Below are 18,748 nucleotides of genomic sequence, written 5' to 3' on the forward strand. Positions count from 1 at the left end.
ACGTCAGCGATTACTCGCCGCTGTTCTGCGACAGATAGGTCGTCAGTTCCGCCTTGGTGACCGTCGCCGACTGGTCAGTGTCCGCCGAGGCGAAGGCACCGCTGATCCACTGCACCGTGGCGGGATCGTCCGCCTTGGTCGCCGGATCGCTGGCGGTCTTCAGCGCGACCATCCAGGCACCGAATTCACCCTTGTCGAGCGCGTTGTCGGCGTTCTTGTCGTAGGCCGGGAACTCGGTGTCGACGACCTGTGCGATCTGCGACGCGCCCGTCACCGGAGCATTGGCGTCAGCCGGGGCAGGGGCCGACGCAGCGGCCGTCTGGTCGGGCTGGGCCGGCGGCTGCGCGGGCGTCGTCTGCGGAGCCGGCGTCGCTGCTTCTGGCGGAGTCGGCGCGGTTACCGGAGCACCGGGAATCGGATCGCCCTGGGGCGCGGCGGGCGGCGTATCCTGCGCCGTTGTCGGCGTATCGGCCTCCGTAGCCGGTTCGGCAGCAGGGGTTTCATCCTGCGCTGGAGCAGTGGTGTCGGTGTCCTGCGGCGGGACCGGCTTGTCCTGCGCGAAGGCGGGGGCGGCAAGCGCAATGGCGCTGGCAAACATGACGGTCTTGAGCATCGAATTCTCCTGTTGTGATGTTGCCCAGTACTTCGCGGAAAGCCGCGGACCGGACGGAGGTCTTTCCTTGGACTTCGAGATGTTCAACGATGTTTTTATGTCACGGTTCCGGAATTTCGCATTTTGCGGGCTCGACTCAACCCTGCTACCGGCACGGTTCATCCCGCTAGCCGCTGAGAGGTCCCATGATTCCCCGCTATTCGCGGCCCGAGATGGTCGCGATCTGGTCACCCGAGACCCGTTTCGCGATCTGGTTCGAGATCGAGGCGCACGCGACCGAGGCTCTGGCCGATCTGGGTGTGGTGCCGAAATCGGCGGCGAAGGCGCTGTGGGACTGGTGGGCGACCCGGCCCGTCATCGACGTCGCCGCGATCGACGCGATCGAGGCGGTGACCAAGCACGACGTCATCGCGTTCCTGACATGGGTCGCCGAACAGGTCGGCGACGAGGCGCGCTTCATGCACCAGGGGATGACGTCCAGTGACGTGCTCGACACCTGCCTGGCGGTGCAGCTTGCGCGCGCGAGCGACATCCTGCTCGCCGATCTCGACGCGCTGCTGGCGGCGATCCGGCGCCGCGCGCACGAGCACAAGCTGACCCCGACGATCGGCCGCAGCCACGGCATCCATGCCGAGCCGGTCACCTTCGGCCTCAAGCTGGCGCAGGCCCATGCCGAGTTCGACCGTTGCCGTGCGCGGCTGGTCGCGGCGCGGGCGGAGATCGCTACCTGCGCGATTTCCGGCGCGGTCGGCACCTTCGCCAATATCGATCCGCGCGTCGAGGCGCATGTCGCGGCGAAGCTAGGCCTCGCGGTCGAGCCCGTCTCGACCCAGGTGATCCCGCGCGATCGCCACGCGATGTTCTTCGCGACGCTGGGCGTCATCGCCTCGTCGATCGAGCGGCTGGCGACCGAGGTCCGCCACCTGCAGCGGACCGAGGTGCTGGAGGCGGAGGAGTATTTCTCGCCGGGCCAGAAGGGCTCGTCGGCGATGCCGCACAAGCGCAATCCGGTGCTGACCGAGAATCTGACTGGCCTTGCCCGTATGGTGCGCGGCTACGTCACCCCGGCGCTGGAGAATGTCGCGCTGTGGCACGAACGCGACATCAGCCATTCGTCGGTCGAGCGCTATATCGGCCCCGACGCGACGATCACGCTCGATTTCGCGCTGGCGCGCCTGACCGGCGTGATCGACAAGCTGCTGGTCTATCCCGAACGGATGGAAAAGAACCTCAATCGCATGGGCGGGCTTGTCCATTCGCAGCGTGTATTGCTGGCGCTGACCCAGGCGGGGGTGAGTCGCGAGGATGCGTACCGGCTGGTCCAGCGCAATGCGATGAAGGTGTGGGAGAGCGACGGCGCGCTGTCACTGCTCGATCTGCTCCTGGCCGATACCGAGGTTACAGCGGCGCTGGCCGCCGACGAGATCGCGGCGAAATTCGACCTCGATTACCACCTGGCCCACGTCGACACGATCTTCGCGCGGGTGTTTGGCGATTGAGGGTAGCGCAATCGTTTCGCTGGCGGTTGCGTTTCTTGCAACGGTAATGATCGTGTTTGCGGTTGTAATTTAATTACTGATCGTTGAAATATGGCGCACCGCACAAAAGCGGTGTCGCCGGTGCGATTTCCGCGCCGGTCATTCGGAGATCAACGATGCGCAATCTGGAAACCTCGGCGTTCGGCGCCGCGGCTCTGGTTGCCCAGGCGCTGGTCATCGCCGCGATCCTCGTGGCCTAACCAAGCTCTGGGCACCCCGCCCGCCGCGTATTCCACGCGCGCGGGCGGACGACCAGCGGCCTCGTCACTCCGCCGCAGCGATCACTTTCAGCGTAGGCGCGGTTGCCGATCGCGGCGACATCCGCCCCTCGATCGCCGCGCCGACCTCCACCTGGAGCGAGCCATAGCTGCAGTCGCCGGTGATCCGCGCGCCGCGCTCCACCACCAGTTCGTCGGCGGTCACGCCGCCTTCGATCGTGCCGGCGACCCGCGCCGTCTTAGCGGTGATGTTGCCTCGGATCACGCTGTCCGCGCCCTGCACCAGCGCGGCGCACGACACGTCGCCTTCGATCCGGCCATCGACGTGAAGATCGACGCTGGCGGTGATGCTGCCCGTCAGCACCACATCCCCGCCGATCAGCGAAAACGGCGCCTGTTTGGTGCCGGTGGCCGGCGTGCCTGCGGGCCGCTTGTTATTGAACATCGGCGATCTCCCCGTGGAGCGACAGGAAACGGATCGGGTTGACGGCGACCCCGTCGATCCGGACCTCGAAATGCAGGTGCGTGCCGGTCGATCGGCCGGTCGATCCCATCCGGCCGATCTGCTGCCCGCGGGCCACGACCGCGTCCGGCCGGGCGTCGAAGCCGGACAGATGGGCATAGCGGGTCAGCGTGCCGTTCCCGTGATCGATCTCCACGACCTGGCCGTAACCGGCCCGCTGCCCCACGAAGACGACGCGGCCCGACGCCGCCGCGCGGATCGGCTGGCCATAGGCGCCGGTGAAATCGAGCCCCGCATGGAACGCCGGCCCGCCGGTGAAGGGATCGCCGCGCACGCCGTAGGAACTGGTCACCGGCGTCCCGTCGGTCGGCGCCGCGGACGGCAGCGCCAGCAGATTGTCGCGCAGCACCGACCAGCGCCCCACGGCGTCGGCGAGGCGCGTGAGCGCGGGGGTCATCGTCGCCCGATCGGCTACCGGGACCAGCGGACCGCCCTGCGCACGACGCCCCGCCGTCACCATCTCGTCGGGATCGAAGCCGAGCCGCGCCAGCGTCGCGGCGGCGACGCGGCTGCGTGCATCGAAGCTGGCTGCGAGCCGTTCCGCGAACCGGTCCTGCCGCGCGGCGAGTGCCACAAGGGTCGCACTATCGGGCAGCGCCGTCGTCTTGGTGCCTGCCGGCGCCGGCTTTTCGGGCGGCGGCGCATCGGGTTCGCCGAGGCGCGAGGTCACCAGGCGCTCGATGATGGCCTGCCGCCGCGCTAGGTCTTCGGCGACATTGCCGGAGGTGCGGCGAAAATCGGCGACAGCGCGGGCGTCACGCGCAACGTCGGCCTGTCGCCGCTCGAACGCCGAACGCTCGGCCGCACCATGGAGCTGCAGCGCGAGCATCGTCACCGTGACCAGCGCCCACAGGCCGATCGCGGCCGCGACGGCGCCGGCGACGCGCAGTTGGGCGGTGCGGGTTACGTGCAGAAAACGCACCCGACCCTGCGACCGCAGGAAAATCTCGCGATCGACGAACATGGCATTCACGCGCGCCGGCCACGCGCCGATATTTCGCCTGAAGAACAACAGCGACCCGCCCCCCGAGTTCGGACAGGGGGGGCGTCTATCAACCCGTCCGCGATTCGCCGAATCGTTGCGGAACCGAATCGTTGAGTCGAGCGAGTCGCACGGCGAGCCGATCCGGTCCGTCAGCGCGTTTCGCCAGCGTCAGCCGCCGACCGCCTTCTTCACCCGCGCGAAGAAGCCCTGGCTTTCGGGGCATTCGTCGCCCGTCTCGGTTTCCCGGAACGCCTCGAGCAGTTCGCGCTGCCTGGCCGACAGCTTCGTCGGCGTCTCCACCTCGATCCGCACCACCAGGTCACCGCGCCCGCGCCCCTGCAGCACCGGCATGCCCGCCCCGCGCTGGCGCAGTTCGCGGCCGGACTGGATGCCGGGCGTGATGCGGATCGTGTTGGGCTTGCCGTCCGGGCCGGGAATCTCGATCTCGCCACCCAGCGCGGCGGTGGTGAAGCTGATCGGCGCGCGCGCGTAGAGCGTGGTGCCCTCGCGCTCGAACAGCGCGTGCTTGCTGACATGCAGGAAGATGTAGAGGTCACCCGGCGGCGCGCCGCGCTGGCCCGCCTCGCCTTCGCCCGACAGGCGGATGCGCGTGCCTTCGTCCACGCCCGGCGGCACGTTGACGCTCAGCGTCTTGGTCTTCTCGACCCGGCCTTCGCCACGGCACTTGCCGCACGGATCGGTGATGACATGGCCGGCGCCGTTGCAGCCCGGGCAGGCGCGTTCGAACACGAACGGCCCCTGCTGCGACCGCACCTTGCCATGGCCGTTGCACAGCGCGCAGTCGCGCGTCCCGGTGCCCGGCGTCGCCCCCGATCCGTGGCAGGTATCGCACGCGCTGGAGACATCGACGGTGATCTCGGTGGCCTTGCCGTGGAACGCCTCTTCCAGGCTGATCTCCAGGTCGTAGCGCAGGTCGGCGCCGCGGCGCTGCTGGGGACGGCCACCCTGGCGCCCGCCGCCCATGAATTCGCCGAACACGCTTTCGAAGATATCGGAAAAACCGCCGAAATCGGCCCCGCCGCCGCCGAACGGCCCCTGTCCGCCGCCGCCGCCGTTCTTGAATGCGGCATGGCCGAACCGGTCATAGGCCGCCCGCTTCTGCGGGTCCCTCAGGCAATCATAGGCTTCGCTGACCGCCTTGAACTTCGCCTCGTGATCCTTGCATCCCCCGTTCTTATCGGGGTGATACTTGATCGCGAGCTTGCGATACGACGCCTTGATCGCGCCGTCGTCGGCGGTGCGCGAGACCTCGAGCAGTTCGTAGTAATCGACTTCGGTACTCATCGCTTCATAGCCCTCTCCCCTTCAGGGGAGAGGGTCGGGAGAGGGGGAGGTCTCACCGAGACAATCCGCCTGCCGCACCGCCCCTCTCCCCGACCCTCTCCCCGCAAGCGGGGAGAGGGAGAAGAGTCTTCACGCCTTCTGGTTGTCGTCCACTTCCGAGAATTCGGCGTCGACGACGTCTTCCTTCGGAGCCTCTTCACCGGCGCCGTCGGCAGACGGCGAGGCTTCGGCCTGCTGCTGCTTCTCGTAGATCGCCTGGCCGAGCTTCATCGCGACCTGCGCCAGCGCCTCGGCCTTTTCCTTCATCGCATCGGCGTCGCCGCCCTCGACCGCAGCCTTCGCCTCGGCGACCGCACCCTCGATCTCGGACTTGAGCGAGGCATCAACCTTGTCGCCATGCTCGGCGAGCTGGCGTTCGGTCGTGTGGATCAGCGATTCGGCGTTGTTCTTCGCCTCGGCCGCCGCGCGACGCTTCTTGTCCTCGTCGGCGAAGGCTTCGGCGTCCTTGACCATCTGGTCGATGTCGGCGTCGCTGAGGCCGCCCGAGGCCTGGATGCGGATCTGCTGTTCCTTGCCGGTGCCCTTGTCCTTGGCACTGACGTTGACCAGTCCGTTGGCGTCGATGTCGAACGTCACCTCGATCTGCGGGACGCCGCGCGGCGCCGGCGGGATGCCGACCAGGTCGAACTGCCCGAGCAGCTTGTTGTCCGCCGCCATCTCGCGCTCGCCCTGGAACACGCGGATCGTCACCGCCTGCTGGTTGTCGTCGGCGGTCGAATAGGTTTGCGCCTTCTTGGTCGGGATCGTCGTGTTGCGGTCGATCATCCGGGTGAACACGCCGCCCAGCGTCTCGATGCCCAGCGACAGCGGGGTCACGTCGAGCAGCAGCACGTCCTTGACGTCGCCCTGCAGCACGCCGGCCTGGACGGCCGCACCGATGGCAACGACCTCGTCCGGGTTGACGCCGGTGTGCGGCTCCTTGCCGAAGAAGTCCTTCACCACCTCGCGCACGCGCGGCATGCGCGTCATGCCGCCGACCAGCACGACCTCGTCGATCGCATCGGCCTTCATGCCCGCGTCGGCCAGCGCCTTCTTGCACGGCTCCAGCGTGCGCTTGATGAGATCCTCGACCAGCTTCTCCAGGTCGGCGCGCGTGATCGTCTTGACGAGGTGCTTCGGCCCGTTCTGGTCGGCGGTGATGAACGGCAGGTTGACCTCGGTCGAGGCGGCCGACGACAGCTCGATCTTCGCCTTTTCGGCCGCTTCCTTCAGACGCTGGAGCGCCAGCTTGTCCTTGGTCAGATCGATCGATTCGTCCTTCTTGAACGCGTCGGCCAGATACTGAACGATCTTGGCGTCAAAATCCTCGCCGCCCAGGAAGGTGTCGCCGTTGGTCGCCTTCACCTCGAACACGCCGTCGCCGATCTCGAGGATCGAGATGTCGAAGGTGCCGCCGCCGAGGTCATAGACCGCGATCGTCTTGTTGGTGTCCTTCTCCAGACCATAGGCGAGCGCGGCCGCGGTCGGCTCGTTGATGATGCGCAGCACTTCCAGGCCGGCGATCTGGCCGGCGTCCTTGGTCGCCTGGCGCTGCGCGTCGTTGAAGTATGCGGGCACGGTGATGACCGCCTGGGTCACCGTCTCGCCGAGATAGCTTTCGGCGGTTTCCTTCATCTTCTGGAGGATGAACGCGCTGATCTGCGACGGCGAATAATCCTCGCCGCCGGCCTTCACCCACGCATCGCCGTTCTTGCCCTTCACGATCGTGTAGGGGACCAGTTCGGTGTCCTTCTTGGTCACGGGATCGTCGAAGCGGCGACCGATCAGGCGCTTTACCGCGAAGATCGTGTTGTCGCCGTTGGTCACCGCCTGGCGCTTCGCCGGCTGGCCGATCAGCCGCTCGCCGTCCTTGGCGAAGGCGACGATCGACGGCGTGGTGCGCGCGCCTTCCGCATTCTCGATCACCTTGGGCTTGCCGCCTTCCATCACGGCGACGCAGCTGTTGGTGGTGCCCAGATCGATGCCGATAACTTTTGCCATAGTCTTGCCTGTACCCCCAGGGTTTCAACGCATTGAAATCGCAGCCCGCGCCCCGATGAGAGGCGACGCGGAACCGTTCGCTACCGGCGCGATATAGGTGGGGTCCGCCTTGCCGCAAGGGTGCCGCAACCCCTAGGGACGATTCGGTTTTCCGTGGCTTGGGGAGTGGGTTCCATGCGTTTGGTGATGATGGGCGCGATGGCGGCGGTGTTGCTGGCGGGGTGCGGACAGCGCGCGGAACCGCAGGTGGAGGGTGCGTGGGTACGCCTGCCCGCCGTGGAAGGGCGGCCGGCGGCGGCCTATTTCACGCTGAAGGCAGGCGGCGCGCCGGTGACCCTGCTGTCCGTGCGCACGCCCGCCGCGGTGCGCACCGAACTGCACGAAAGCATGAAGGGCCACGGCGGCATGATGACGATGAAGCCGCTGAAACAGATCGATGTCGCGGCAGGTGCGACGCTCGCCTTCGAGCCGGGGGCCAAGCACGTCATGCTGTTCGACGTGAACCCCGCGCTGAAGCCCGGCGGCGAGATGGTGCTGACGCTCGCCTTCGCCGACGGCAAGACGGTGGAGGCCAAGGCGGCGCTGCGCGGCGCAGGCGACGCCGGTGCCGGCGGCCACGGCGCCGGCCACTAAGGCTCGTCAGTCGACGAACTCGCAGGTCGTCGGCGCCGCGGCGAGGCGGAACCTGTACTGCTGGTTGGCGGGCACCTTGACGAAAGCCTTGCTGCCGTCGGCCAGCGTATAGTCGATGACATAGTCGCTCGGGCGGCGGCACGGCTTGAGTGGGCTCTTGAACGTGGCGCAGTGGACGACGCCCGGTCCGTTGGAAAGCGACACCGTCCCGCCCGCAGAGACGCTGGCGGTGCCGCTGGCGGCGCCCGCGGCGATAGCGGCGGCATGATCGGCGGCGGTGATGGCGGTGCACGGCCGCCCCGGCGCGTGGATCGACGCGAATGGCTCTCCGCAGCCCGCGACCAGGCACCCGCCCGCCGCCACATATATAAGAAGCGTCGTCCGCCGCATCTTTCCCGCCCCTTGAAGGAAGAACCCGCGATCCCGGCGGTATCCTACGCCGTTCGTTCCGGGGATCAATCCGCCTCGTCGCCGTCGTCGTCGATGGCCGGACGACAAGAACCCCGGCGGTCCGTGGACCACCGGGGCTCTGCCTCGCCCTGCCTTGCGGCCGGGCATCTTTGCGGGAAGAGGCGCCCTGTCAGGGGGGTGACGCCACCCCCGCTAAGCCAGGTTTCCCTTAGCGCAGCAGCTGGAGGACCGACTGCTGGCTCTGGTTCGCCTGCGCCAGCATCGCGGTCGATGCCTGGCTCAGGATCTGCGCCTTCGCCAGCGCCGCGGTTTCCGCCGAGAAATCGGCGTCCTCGATGCGGCTGCGGGCGTCGGTCAGGTTCACGGTCGTCGTGGTCAGGTTGTTGACCACCGACTGGAGGCGGCTCTGCGAGGCGCCCAGCGTGGCGCGCTTGCTGGCGACCGACTCAAGGGCGGTATCGACGGCGCCGATCGCGGTCTGCGCGTTCGCCGAGGTATCGACCGCCGTCGCGTTGACGCCCAGCGTGGTCGTGGTGGTCGAGGCGAAGGTCAGGCCGACCGTCACGTTCGCGTCGCTGCCGACCTGGACGTTCACCGTGCCGCCCGAACCGGCGTTGCCGTCGAACAGCTTGACGCCGTTGAATTCCGAGTTGGTCAGGATCGCGGTGATCTGGCTCTTCAGCTCGGTGACTTCGGTGTTCAGGTTGGTGCGGTCCGACGTGCCGTAGGTCTGCGACGCCGACTGGACGGCCAGTTCGCGGATACGCTGCAGCATGTTGCCGACTTCTTCCAGCGCGCCTTCAGCGGTCTGCGCCATCGAGATGCCGTCATTGGCGTTGCGGATCGCCTGGCCCATGCCGCGGATCTGCGAGGTCATCGACTGGGCGATGGCGAGGCCGGCGGCGTCGTCCTTGGCAGAGTTGATGCGCTTGCCGGTCGACAGGCGCTCCATGCTCTGGTTGAGCATCTGGGTGGCCTTCGTCGAAGCGTTTCCGGCGCGAAGCGAGCCCAGGTTGGTTCCGATAACAGTCATGTCATGTCTCCATTCCAGCTGACGATCCCGCCACCCCCCCAACTGCGGAAGTTCGAGCCGTCGAGATGGGTAACGGCCGGTTCTCGGGCGGCTTAAGCGATTTTCTGACATGAATGTTTTTCGGGTGCCACAGCCCTGAATCACGAATCCCGCACGCGATACGCGAGGGCGCCCGCCCGGAGAGCAGGGGCAAAAATTTGCCGGCAGGCAATCGTGTTTTACACGCCGTTAACCATTGCTGGCGCATCTCCATCCTCGTTCAGGGGATGAATTTCAGCGATGGTGTCTCTCTTTCCTTCGGCCGCGGTGCTCCGCCAGAAATACGCACTGGTCTCCGGCCTGCGCGCCCAGGGCTTCGCGATCGGCTCGTTCGAGACCGGCAAGCCGACGCCGGGCGACCTGTTCCTGATCGCGGACGGGGAAACCCCGCCGGTCGCCGGCCGCACGATGGTGGTGGGTGACGGCGCGCTGGTCGCGCTGCCCTTTGCCGACGGCAACCCCGCGCGGCTGAGCTTCGGACAGGACGACGCGGCACTCGGCGCGGGCTTCGCCGCCGCTATGCTCCGCCCCGGCGCACCGGTCGCCGCCGATCCCGAGAGCCTGGCCCTGTTCACCCTGGCCGAGCGGATCGCCGCGTCAGACATCACCGTGCTCATCAATGGCCCCACCGGCACCGGCAAGGAAGTGCTGGCCAAGGCGATCCACAACGGCAGCCCCCGCGCCGAAGGGCCGTTCATCGCGATCAACTGCGCCGCGCTGCCGGAGACGATGCTGGAGGCCATGCTGTTCGGCCATGTGAAGGGCAGCTTCACCGGCGCGTCCTCGGGCGGCGACGGCTTCTTCCGCGCGGCGAACGGCGGCACGCTGCTGCTCGACGAGATCGCCGAGATGCCGCTGGGTCTCCAGGCCAAGCTGCTGCGCGCGCTGCAGGAGCGCGAGGTGGTGCCGATCGGCGCGACCGTGCCCGAAAAGATCGATGTCCGCGTCATCGCCTGTGCCAACCGCGACCTGCAGGCCGAAGTCGCCGCCGGCCGCTTCCGCGCCGACCTCTACTATCGCCTTTCCGTCTTCCCGCTCGCCACCCGCGCGCTCGCCGACCGGCGGCAGGACATTCCCGCGCTCACCGCGGCGATGATCGTGCGGCACGCCGGCAACCGCGCGCAGCTCCCGTGGATCGCGCCCGCCGCGCTCGACATGCTGATGGCCCACGACTGGCCCGGCAACGTCCGCGAGCTGGAGAATGTGATCCAGCGCGCGATGCTGCTGGCGCGCGGCGACGCGATCGAGATCGCCGACATCATCTTCGACCGCCCGACCCCTGCCGCGCCCGTGTTCACCGCGACCGAAAGCTCGAACGACGACGAGCCCCAGACCCTGGGCAAGGTCGTTCAGATGAGCGAGTTCGCCGCGATCCGCGAGACGCTGGCGGCGTGTGGCGGCAGCCGGATCGAGACCGCGAAGCGGCTCGGCATCAGCGAACGCACGCTGCGCTATCGCCTGGCCAAGGCGCGCGAACAGGGCGACACCATCGCCGCCCCGCATAGCCGGAGTGCCGCGCTGTGAGCATCGGGAAGATCGACGGTGCCATGGGCATCGACCGGGTGATGGCGCTGCGGAGCCAGATCCTGGAACGCAACGCGGCGCTGGCCCGCGCGGCCGACGCGCCGTCGGCGCCCGACGCCAGCAAGGCGGCCGGGCCGACCAGCTTTGCCGACACGCTGGCCGATGCGGTCAAGTCGGTCAGCAAGTCGCAGTCCCAGGCCAGCGACCTGAGCGCGCAATATGAACGCGGCGAAACGATCGACATCGCGAAAGTGATGATGGCGCGCCAGCAGGCGTCGATCGGCTTCGAAGCCACCCTCCAGGTCCGGAACAAGCTGTTGAGCGCGTACAAGGACATCATGAGCATGCCGGTATAATCGATGGCCACGCAACTCGCCCCCATTCCGAACGGCGCGGTTCCCGGTGAACCGCGCTTCGCCAATCCGCTGACGCAGATCGGCGGATTCCTGACGCAACCAGCCGTGAAGCGCAGCCTGCCGCTGATCTTCATGATCGGGCTGATCGCGGCCGCCGCGCTCGCCTGGGCAAGCCTGCGCACGCCGCCGCAGAAGGTGCTGTTCGGCGGGCTTGCCGACGCCGACAAGTCGGCCGTCGTCCAGGCGCTGGATACCGCCAACATCGCCAATGCCGTCGACGGATCGGGCAATGTGACGGTCGGCGAGGATGATTACCACAAGGCGCGGATGCTGCTCGCCGGGCAGGATCTGCCGAAATCGGCGCCGGGCGGCTATGCGCTGCTCGACCAGTTGCCGATGGGCGTCAGCCGCGCGGTGGAGGGCGAACGCGTCAAGCAGGCGCGCGAGACCGAGATCGCGCGGTCGATCCAGGAAATCGACGTCGTGGCGGAGGCGCGCGTGCACCTCGCCACGCCGGAATCGACCGTGTTCGTCCGCGACCGCGCGGCGCCGACCGCATCGGTCGTCGTCAAGCTCCAGCCGGGCCGCGTGCTCAGCGACGCGCAGGTGCGTTCGATCGTCAACCTCGTCGCCGCGTCGGTGCCGGGGATGAAGCCCGACAACGTCACCGTCGTCGACCAGATGGGCACGCTGCTCAGCAAGTCGGGTGACGGATCGGGCGCCACCGACGGCGATCGCCGCATCGCCATCCAGCGCCAGGTGGAGGACAAGGTCCGCACCCAGATCGCCCAGTTGCTCACCCCGCTGGTCGGCGCCGGCAATTTCACCGCCGAGGTGCAGGCCGACGTCAACCTGGACGAGACCCAGGCGACGCGCGAAAGCTATGACAAGGAAGGTATCGTCCGGGCCGAACAGGGCAGCTGGACCGGCAACCAGCCGGCCGCCGGCGCGCCCGGCGGCATTCCCGGCGCGTTGAGCAACCAGGTGCCCGCCACGGCGTCGCTGGCGACGCCAGCGACCGGCGGCCAGCAGCCCGCGCCGAACACGCCGGGCCAGACCACGCCTGCCGGCCCGGTGACCGACGCGATGAAACAGTCGGACAGCTTCGCCCGCTCCTACGACCTCGGCCGCGAGGTGTCGGTGACGCGCAATGCGCCGGGTGGCGTTCGCCGCCTGTCGGTCGCCGTGCTGCTGCGCGATCCCGAGCAGGGCCGGCGCACCGCGCTGGAAATCCAGCAGATCACCGGCCTGATCCAGGCGGCGGTCGGCTACAACGCCCAGCGCCAGGACCAGGTCAACGTCATCTCCAAGAAATTCACCCCTTCCGCCACCGCCGGTGCGGAGGAACCCGCCTGGTATCAGGCCGAATGGGTGCCGATGGTGATGCGCAACGCCACCGCGCTGGTCATCGCGCTGCTCGTCCTGTTCCTGGGCGTCCGTCCGATGGCGAAGGCGCTGATGAAGAAGCGCGACGATGCGGCGGCGGGTGCGCGGCTGGCCTTCGCCAATCCGAACGCCGATCCGCAGGCGCCGGGCGTGCCTGTCCAGCCCGGCCAGCCGGTGACGGTAGAGATGCTCGACAGCGCGCGCGGCTATGACGACCGCGTCGGGCTGGTGCGAGGCTTCACCCGCGAGAACCCGGCGCGCGCTGCCCTGGCTGTCCGCGACATGATCAAGACGGAGGGCGCGCAGTGACCGAGATCGCCGGCGGGGGTGCCCGTAACTATACCGGCGTCGAACGCGCCGCGGTGCTGATGATGCTGGTCGGCGACGAGGAAGCCGCCGCGATCCTGCAAAAGCTCGATCCGGAAGAGGTCCGCCAGCTCGGCAAGGCGATGTTCGCCGTCGCCGACGTGAGCGAGCGCGAGGTTGAGGACGTGCTCGACGATTTCGTCGGCCATGCCAAGCAGCGCACCGCGATCGGCTTCGATCCGCGTCCCAAGATCGAGGGGATGATGACGATGGCGCTGGGCCAGGACAAGGCCGACAGCGTGCTCGCACGCATCACCCCGGCGGAGGCCGCGTGCCAGATCGACCTGCTCGACTGGCTCGACGCGCACGAGATCGCCGCGCTGATCGAGGAGGAACACCCCCAGGTCGCCGCGATCATTATCGCCAATCTCGATTCGGGCGTCGCCGCGCAGGTGCTGGAAATCCTGCCCGAGGGCATCCAGCCCGACATCCTGCACCGCATCGCCAAGCTGGGGCCGATCACGCCCGAGGCGGTCGAGACGCTGAAGGCGATGCTGTCGAGCCGCGCCGGCAAGGGCGGCACGACCAGTTCCGCCGCCGTCCAGCTCGGCGGCACGCGTGAGGCGGCGAAGATCATGCAGTCGGCGCGCAAGGCGACCGAGGCGCGGGTGATGCCCAAGCTGCACAAGATCGACAAGGACGTGGCGAAGGCGATCGAGGAGGCGATGTTCGTCTTCGACAATCTGCTCGAGCTCGACGACAAGAATTTGGGCGTGCTGATCCGCAACATCGACAGCGACAACCTCGTCCGCTCGCTCAAGGGCGTGGACGAGGCGGTGCGCGAGCGTTTCCTCGGTTGCATGTCCAGCCGCGCAGCCGATGGCATCCGCGACGAGATGGAATCGCGCGGGCCGATGCGCCTGTCGGAAGTGCTGGAAGCGCAAAAGAACGTCATCGGCATCGCCCGCGGCCTGGCCAAGGACGGCACCATCATCATGGGCGGCGGCGAAGACGATTATGTGTGATCGCCTTAGTCAGGCGCCCGCCTCCGTTCGCCCTGGGCGTGTCGAAGGGCTGTCTTTCTTCGTGCCGCATGGCGCGTTGCTTGAAGAAGAAGGGCAGTGCTTCGACACGCTCAGCACGAACGGACTGACACGATGACCGAATTCCGCGCCGGCTTCGCCAGCCGTCATGACGCCGCCGCCGCCGCGCTGGACGCCGCCTTCTCGCTGCCCAGCGGCTTCGAGGCGCGCGATCCCGCCGCGCGACGCGCGCCGCGCAGCTTCAGCCCGCAGGCCGAGGGGGGACCGCGCCACTTCAGCCCGCAAGACCCCGACGGCAACCCGACCGAGGGCTGGGACCCGCTCGATCCCCAGGCAAGCCGCGAGGGCGGCGACGGCTTCGTCGATCCACTCGTCGCGGCACGTACCGCCGGCCATGCGGAAGGGTTCGCCGCCGGCCTGGCCCAGGCGGCGGCGGATGCGGGCCGCGATCGCGCGCTCGCCGACACATTGGGCGCCGCGCTCGCCGGGGGCGTCGCGCTCGACCGTGACCGCTTCGCCCGCCAGTTGCGCCAGACGGTGTTGCTGCTCGTTAGCCGCCTGGTCGGAGAGACCGGCGTGTCCGCCGAACTGCTGACCGCGCGGATCGAGGCGGCGACCGACGCGCTGGCCGATTCGGCGGAAAGCGCGTTGCTGCGCCTCAATCCCGACGATGTCGTGCTGGTCGACGGACGCTTGCCGAAGACGCTGTTCGCGGTCGGCGACCCCAACGTCGCGCGCGGCAGCTTCGTGCTCGAAAGCGCTTCGACGATCGTCGAGGACGGCCCCGACCAGTGGCTCGACCAACTGTCGCAAGCGATCGAGAAGGTGGCGCCGCCGACATGCTGAACGCCTTCGTCGATCAGTATCTCGACGGCCTCGCCATCGCAGATTTCGCCCCGCGCCCGCGCATTTCGGGCCGGCTGTCGTCCTATGACGGGCTGCTGATGGAAGCGGTCGGGCTGTCGCTGCCGGTCGGCACGGTGTGCATGATCGGCGACGCGGTGGAGGCCGAGGTGATCGGCTTTCGCGGCGGCAAGACACTGCTGATGAACCTGGGTGGCCCGGCCGCCCTGCTGCCCAACGCCCCCGTTCGGCCGATTGGCCCGCCGGGCGAGGCGGAGGTCGGCGGCGCCCTGCTAGGCCGCGTCGTCGATGGCGCGGGCAAGCCGATCGACGGACAGGGCCCGATTCGCGGTGCGGATCGCTGGCCGCTCGCGGGCAAACTGCAATCGCCGCTAGATCGGGGCCGGGTGCTCCAGCCGATGGATGTCGGTGTGCGCGCGATCAACGGGTTGCTGACGATCGGCCAGGGCCAGCGCGTCGGCATCATGGCGGGATCGGGCGTCGGCAAGTCGGTGCTGCTCGGCATGATGGTGCGCGCGGCGAAGGCCGATGTCGTCGTCGTCGGGCTGATCGGCGAGCGTAGCCGCGAAGTCGCCGACTTCCTGGAAACCAAGGTGTTCGGCGAGGCGCGCGCGCGCAGCGTCGTCGTCGCCGTTCCTGCCAATCATTCGCCGGTGCTCCGCATCCGCGGCGCGTTGCGCGCGACCGCCATCGCCGAAAGCTTCCGTGCGGAAGGCAAGCGCGTGCTGCTCATCATGGATTCGCTGACCCGCGTCGCGCATGCGGGCCGCGAGATCGGCCTGGCGCTGGGCGAACCGGCGTCGGCGCGCGGCTATCCGCCCAGCGCCATCGCGATGCTGCCCAATCTGATCGAACGCGCGGGCACGTGTGCGCTTTCGGGTGGGTCGATCACCGCGATCTACACCGTGCTGGCCGACGGCGACGACGGCAATGATCCCGTCGTCGATTCGGCGCGCTCGATCCTCGACGGGCATATCGTGCTCAGCCGGGCGCTGGCCGAACGCGGCGTCTATCCGGCGATCGACATCGGCCCGTCGGTCAGCCGCGTGATGACCGACATCACGCCCAAGGTTCACCAGCACGCCGCCCGCGTGTTGCGCCGGCATCTGGCAACCTATGAGGAAAATCGCGACCTGGTGCTGATGGGCGCCTATCGCGCCGGCGCCGATCCCGCGATCGACGCGGCCATCGCCTATCACCCTGCCGTGATGGACTATATCCGCCAGGATGCCGACGCCGTCGTCGGCCTGGACGAGGCGGTGACCGAGCTAACCGGCGTGTTCGGTGATGGCTGACGCCAAGCACAAGAAGAAGCTCGACCGGCTGCTGCGCGTCCGCACATTGCAGCTGACGTTGAAGCAGGGGCAGGAAGCCGCCGCCCACGCCAAGCTGGACAGCGAGGCGCAGTTGCAGTCGCGCATCGCCCAGTTGGCCGCCAACGTCACCCCGCGCGCCGAGGATGCCGGCTTCGCGGCGTCGTTCGCCGCCGCCGCCTATTATCGCGACCGGCTCCACGCCTCCGCCGTCGCGGCCGAAACGCGCCGCGCGATGGCCGAGGCGGGGGTCGAGCGCGCGCGCGCCGCCACGCAGGAAGCCCGCCGCGACCAGTCCGCGATCGAGAAGCTGATCGTCCGCGCCGAGGCGAAGATCGCGCTCAAGGAACTGCGCGCGATGGAAGACGCGCCGGCCTTTCGGAAGAATCGGCACGCTCCTTGCTGAGAGGCTGACGAAGCTTCGCCACGAGGACGCGCGTACCGATGATCCAGCTTTCGACCCTGTCCGTCCCGGCTGTTGTTCCGGGCGCCACGCCGGCGGGGTTCCCCTTCACGACGACCAGCGATTTCGCGCTCGCGCTCGCCGATCTGGCGGGCGCGGCGGCGCCGCCAGCGCCCGTCGCGGCGCTGCCGCCCGGCGGCCTCACGCTATCGCCGCCCCGGCAGGATGCTGCCGCGACCGGCAAGGATCTGCCGGATGTGCCCGTCGGCGCGCCCGCGCTGCCCATCCCGCCCGCGACGATGCCGATCGCCGCGATCGAGGCTGAGGTCGCCGCGCCCGTGACCCCGGTGGTTCCCGAGATCGAAATGGCGACGACCACGCCGGCCGAGACGTCGCTACCCGTCGCCACGCCGAAGGTGAAGTCGCCGCGACGCATGCCCCAACCCGAAATCCCGGTCGCCGCCGCACCTGCACCGTCTGTGATGCCGGATTCGGCCGAGGGCACGAAGCTTCCGCGCGCGATCGCGATGGACGCGGTCCCGACGGGGACCCCCGCGCCGGAGGTGACGGGCGATGCCGCACCGCCAATGCCGGCGCTGGCTGTGCCGGCCGTTCCGCTCCAGCACGCCGCCACGACGCCAGTCGAATCCACGCCGTCGATCGACCTCGCCGACGTTCCGGTTCCGACACGGCGCACGCGCGGTGCGGTCACACCGCCCGTTGCCTCCACCGTCACACCGACGCGGATCGAAGATCCTGGGGCATTGCAGGCCGATGCGCCCATCGTGACCGCCGCACCGGCCCCGCGTCCGAGCGCAGCAACGGCGGCTGCCCGCGTCGCCCCGCATTCGCAAGCCACGCCGCCCGCGCCGGCCGATATCTCCGCCACGCCGGATAGCACGGCTCGGCCCGCCGCACAGGCGACCGATACGACAGCGCCGTCACCCGATTCGATGCCTCCGCGCCGCGCCGCCGCGCTGGCGCCCGAGGTTCCGGCGAAACTGCCCACAGTCGATACGTCAGCGGATTTTCCCGCGCAGCAGCCGACCGAGCCGGCTTCATTCCCCGCGACGCGCGTCCCGCCGGCCGTGGCCCCGCCCCCCGGCATCGCATCCGGCGCGCAGACGATCACGAAGACGGTCGCCCGACCGACCCAGCCCGGCGTCCGTGTCGTGCCGACCCAGCCAGGCCCAACCACCGCCCGCGCGCTACCGGCCAGCGTAACCGATGAAACCCGCGCGGCCGCACTCTCGCCATCGCCGTCCCCGCTACCGCCGGCCCATGCCTCTGTGCCCGAGGCGGAAGCCCTGCCACCGGCGGTCGCGGCCCGCATTGCGCGCGCCGTCGTTGCCTCGCCGGTTGCTGCGGCAGTCGCCGCGCCACTTGCTGCGCCGATCGTATCGAGCGGCACGCCCACGCCGCCGCTCGCCACCTCGCTGGCACCGGCCACACCGCAAACCCCCGGCGCTGCCCCGATCGCGGCGCCAACCCCGCGCATCGAGGCACCGGCCGTCATCGCGCCGCAACCGCCCGTCACCCGCGATGCCGCCGGTCAACCTATGCCCGTGCCGGTCACGGTCACCATCGTCGCGCTGCCCGTGACGCCGCCGCCCGTGACGGTGCCGCAACCCGCCGGTCAGGCGTTCGCCGCCGCGATGTTCGCAGCGAGCGAAGCGCCCCGCGCGCCCGATGAGCGTGAGGCAGCGCCGGCGCTGTCGCCGCCGTCTGCGATCCAATCGTCCCACGGCATCACGATGCCCGTCGCTCCGCCCGCTTCCGGACAACAGGCGACGCTCGACATGACCAGGGGCGACTGGATGGCGTCGATGATCGACCAGATCGAGGCGCTGCGCGACGAAAGCGGCGCGGTGCGCGAGACGCGGATGAAGCTGGCGCCGGACGCGCTCGGCAAGGTCGAGGTCTCGGTCCACCGCGATGAAACCGGAACGCTCCAGGTGCGCATCGCCGCCGATACGCCACAGGCGCGCGCGCTGCTGGCCGACGCCGCGCCGCGCCTCGCCGAAATGGCCGAGCAGCGCGGGCTGAAGATGGGCGGGGCCAATGTCGATGCCGGCACCGCCTTCGCCGATTCGAACCGCCGCGACGCGCAGGGCCAGCCGGCCCCCGTGCGCCACCGTCCGGCATCCGCCGCCGCCAATGATGCCGGCACCGACACCATCGCCGATTCGCGAATCGCCTGAATCTAGGGGGAACT

Annotated in this window: 18 protein-coding genes; 10 read left to right on the forward strand and 8 right to left on the reverse strand. The window is 68.9% G+C overall.

The window, feature by feature from the left end; genetic code table 11:
* Nucleotides 1-10 precede the first annotated feature (10 nt).
* Complete coding sequence (locus VYI76_RS13845; RefSeq protein WP_326525382.1) at nt 11-613, reverse strand: EF-hand domain-containing protein; 603 nt, start codon at nt 611-613, stop codon at nt 11-13.
* 185 nt (nt 614-798) lie between these two features.
* Between VYI76_RS13845 and purB the strand changes: the two genes are divergently transcribed.
* Nucleotides 799-2,112: an adenylosuccinate lyase gene (purB, locus tag VYI76_RS13850; protein WP_326525383.1), complete on the forward strand. Its 1,314-nt coding sequence runs from the start codon at nt 799-801 to the stop codon at nt 2,110-2,112.
* A 73-nt stretch (nt 2,113-2,185) separates the two neighbouring features.
* Here the strand turns inward: purB and VYI76_RS13855 are convergent, their stop codons facing one another.
* The 5 genes from VYI76_RS13855 to dnaK all read right to left on the reverse strand — a co-directional run bounded on the left by VYI76_RS13855 (nt 2,186) and on the right by dnaK (nt 7,222).
* Entirely contained in the window at nt 2,186-2,329 is a 144-nt protein-coding gene (locus VYI76_RS13855) for a hypothetical protein (protein ID WP_326525384.1), read from the reverse strand.
* Between the two features lie 86 nt (nt 2,330-2,415).
* Nucleotides 2,416-2,814 carry a bactofilin family protein gene (locus VYI76_RS13860; protein WP_326525385.1) on the reverse strand — a complete coding sequence of 133 codons (399 nt, stop codon included), beginning with the start codon at nt 2,812-2,814 and terminating at the stop codon, nt 2,416-2,418.
* Nucleotides 2,804-3,856: a M23 family metallopeptidase gene (locus VYI76_RS13865; protein ID WP_326525727.1), complete on the reverse strand. Its 1,053-nt coding sequence runs from the start codon at nt 3,854-3,856 to the stop codon at nt 2,804-2,806. Before VYI76_RS13865 ends, VYI76_RS13860 begins: the two co-directional genes overlap by 11 nt.
* A 189-nt stretch (nt 3,857-4,045) precedes the next feature.
* Nucleotides 4,046-5,182, reverse strand: a complete 1,137-nt coding sequence (gene dnaJ, locus VYI76_RS13870; protein WP_326525386.1) for a molecular chaperone DnaJ — start codon at nt 5,180-5,182, stop codon at nt 4,046-4,048.
* Between the two features lie 129 nt (nt 5,183-5,311).
* Nucleotides 5,312-7,222, reverse strand: coding sequence for a molecular chaperone DnaK (dnaK, locus tag VYI76_RS13875; protein WP_326525387.1), 1,911 nt, complete (start codon nt 7,220-7,222; stop codon nt 5,312-5,314).
* A 174-nt stretch (nt 7,223-7,396) separates the two neighbouring features.
* Here dnaK and VYI76_RS13880 point away from each other — a divergent pair, with 174 nt between their 5' ends.
* The gene (locus tag VYI76_RS13880) at nt 7,397-7,855 is read left to right on the forward strand and encodes a copper chaperone PCu(A)C (RefSeq protein ID WP_326525388.1); all 459 of its coding nucleotides are present in this window, start codon (nt 7,397-7,399) and stop codon (nt 7,853-7,855) included.
* Nucleotides 7,856-7,861: 6 nt separating this feature from the next.
* Here VYI76_RS13880 and VYI76_RS13885 read toward each other — a convergent pair whose 3' ends face one another.
* A complete protein-coding gene (locus VYI76_RS13885; protein ID WP_326525389.1) occupies nt 7,862-8,245 on the reverse strand; it encodes a hypothetical protein in 384 nt (127 codons plus the stop codon).
* A 229-nt stretch (nt 8,246-8,474) separates the two neighbouring features.
* Nucleotides 8,475-9,299, reverse strand: coding sequence for a flagellin N-terminal helical domain-containing protein (locus VYI76_RS13890; RefSeq protein WP_326525390.1), 825 nt, complete (start codon nt 9,297-9,299; stop codon nt 8,475-8,477).
* Between the two features lie 279 nt (nt 9,300-9,578).
* Between VYI76_RS13890 and VYI76_RS13895 the strand changes: the two genes are divergently transcribed.
* The 8 genes from VYI76_RS13895 (at nt 9,579) to VYI76_RS13930 (ending at nt 18,734) form a co-directional block, all read left to right on the forward strand.
* A complete protein-coding gene (locus VYI76_RS13895; protein WP_326525391.1) occupies nt 9,579-10,862 on the forward strand; it encodes a sigma-54 interaction domain-containing protein in 1,284 nt (427 codons plus the stop codon).
* Between the two features lie 23 nt (nt 10,863-10,885).
* Nucleotides 10,886-11,218 (forward strand): flagellar hook-basal body complex protein FliE, encoded by a 333-nt coding sequence (gene fliE / locus VYI76_RS13900; RefSeq protein WP_326525728.1) that lies wholly within the window; start codon nt 10,886-10,888, stop codon nt 11,216-11,218.
* A 3-nt stretch (nt 11,219-11,221) separates the two neighbouring features.
* Nucleotides 11,222-12,913: a flagellar basal-body MS-ring/collar protein FliF gene (gene fliF / locus VYI76_RS13905; RefSeq protein ID WP_326525392.1), complete on the forward strand. Its 1,692-nt coding sequence runs from the start codon at nt 11,222-11,224 to the stop codon at nt 12,911-12,913.
* Nucleotides 12,910-13,935 carry a flagellar motor switch protein FliG gene (fliG, locus tag VYI76_RS13910; RefSeq protein WP_326525393.1) on the forward strand — a complete coding sequence of 342 codons (1,026 nt, stop codon included), beginning with the start codon at nt 12,910-12,912 and terminating at the stop codon, nt 13,933-13,935. Before fliF ends, fliG begins: the two co-directional genes overlap by 4 nt.
* Nucleotides 13,936-14,067: 132 nt before the next feature.
* Nucleotides 14,068-14,799 (forward strand): FliH/SctL family protein, encoded by a 732-nt coding sequence (locus VYI76_RS13915; protein ID WP_326525394.1) that lies wholly within the window; start codon nt 14,068-14,070, stop codon nt 14,797-14,799.
* On the forward strand, nt 14,793-16,112 hold the full coding sequence (locus VYI76_RS13920) for a FliI/YscN family ATPase (protein ID WP_326525395.1): 1,320 nt from the start codon (nt 14,793-14,795) through the stop codon (nt 16,110-16,112). Before VYI76_RS13915 ends, VYI76_RS13920 begins: the two co-directional genes overlap by 7 nt.
* On the forward strand, nt 16,105-16,536 hold the full coding sequence (locus VYI76_RS13925) for a hypothetical protein (protein ID WP_326525396.1): 432 nt from the start codon (nt 16,105-16,107) through the stop codon (nt 16,534-16,536). The genes VYI76_RS13920 and VYI76_RS13925 overlap by 8 nt, the downstream gene beginning before the upstream one ends.
* A 38-nt stretch (nt 16,537-16,574) precedes the next feature.
* Nucleotides 16,575-18,734 (forward strand): flagellar hook-length control protein FliK, encoded by a 2,160-nt coding sequence (locus tag VYI76_RS13930; protein WP_326525397.1) that lies wholly within the window; start codon nt 16,575-16,577, stop codon nt 18,732-18,734.
* Nucleotides 18,735-18,748: the final 14 nt, after the last annotated feature.

Source organism: Sphingomonas sp. (genome assembly GCF_035910975.1).
Classification (GTDB): domain Bacteria; phylum Pseudomonadota; class Alphaproteobacteria; order Sphingomonadales; family Sphingomonadaceae; genus Sphingomonas.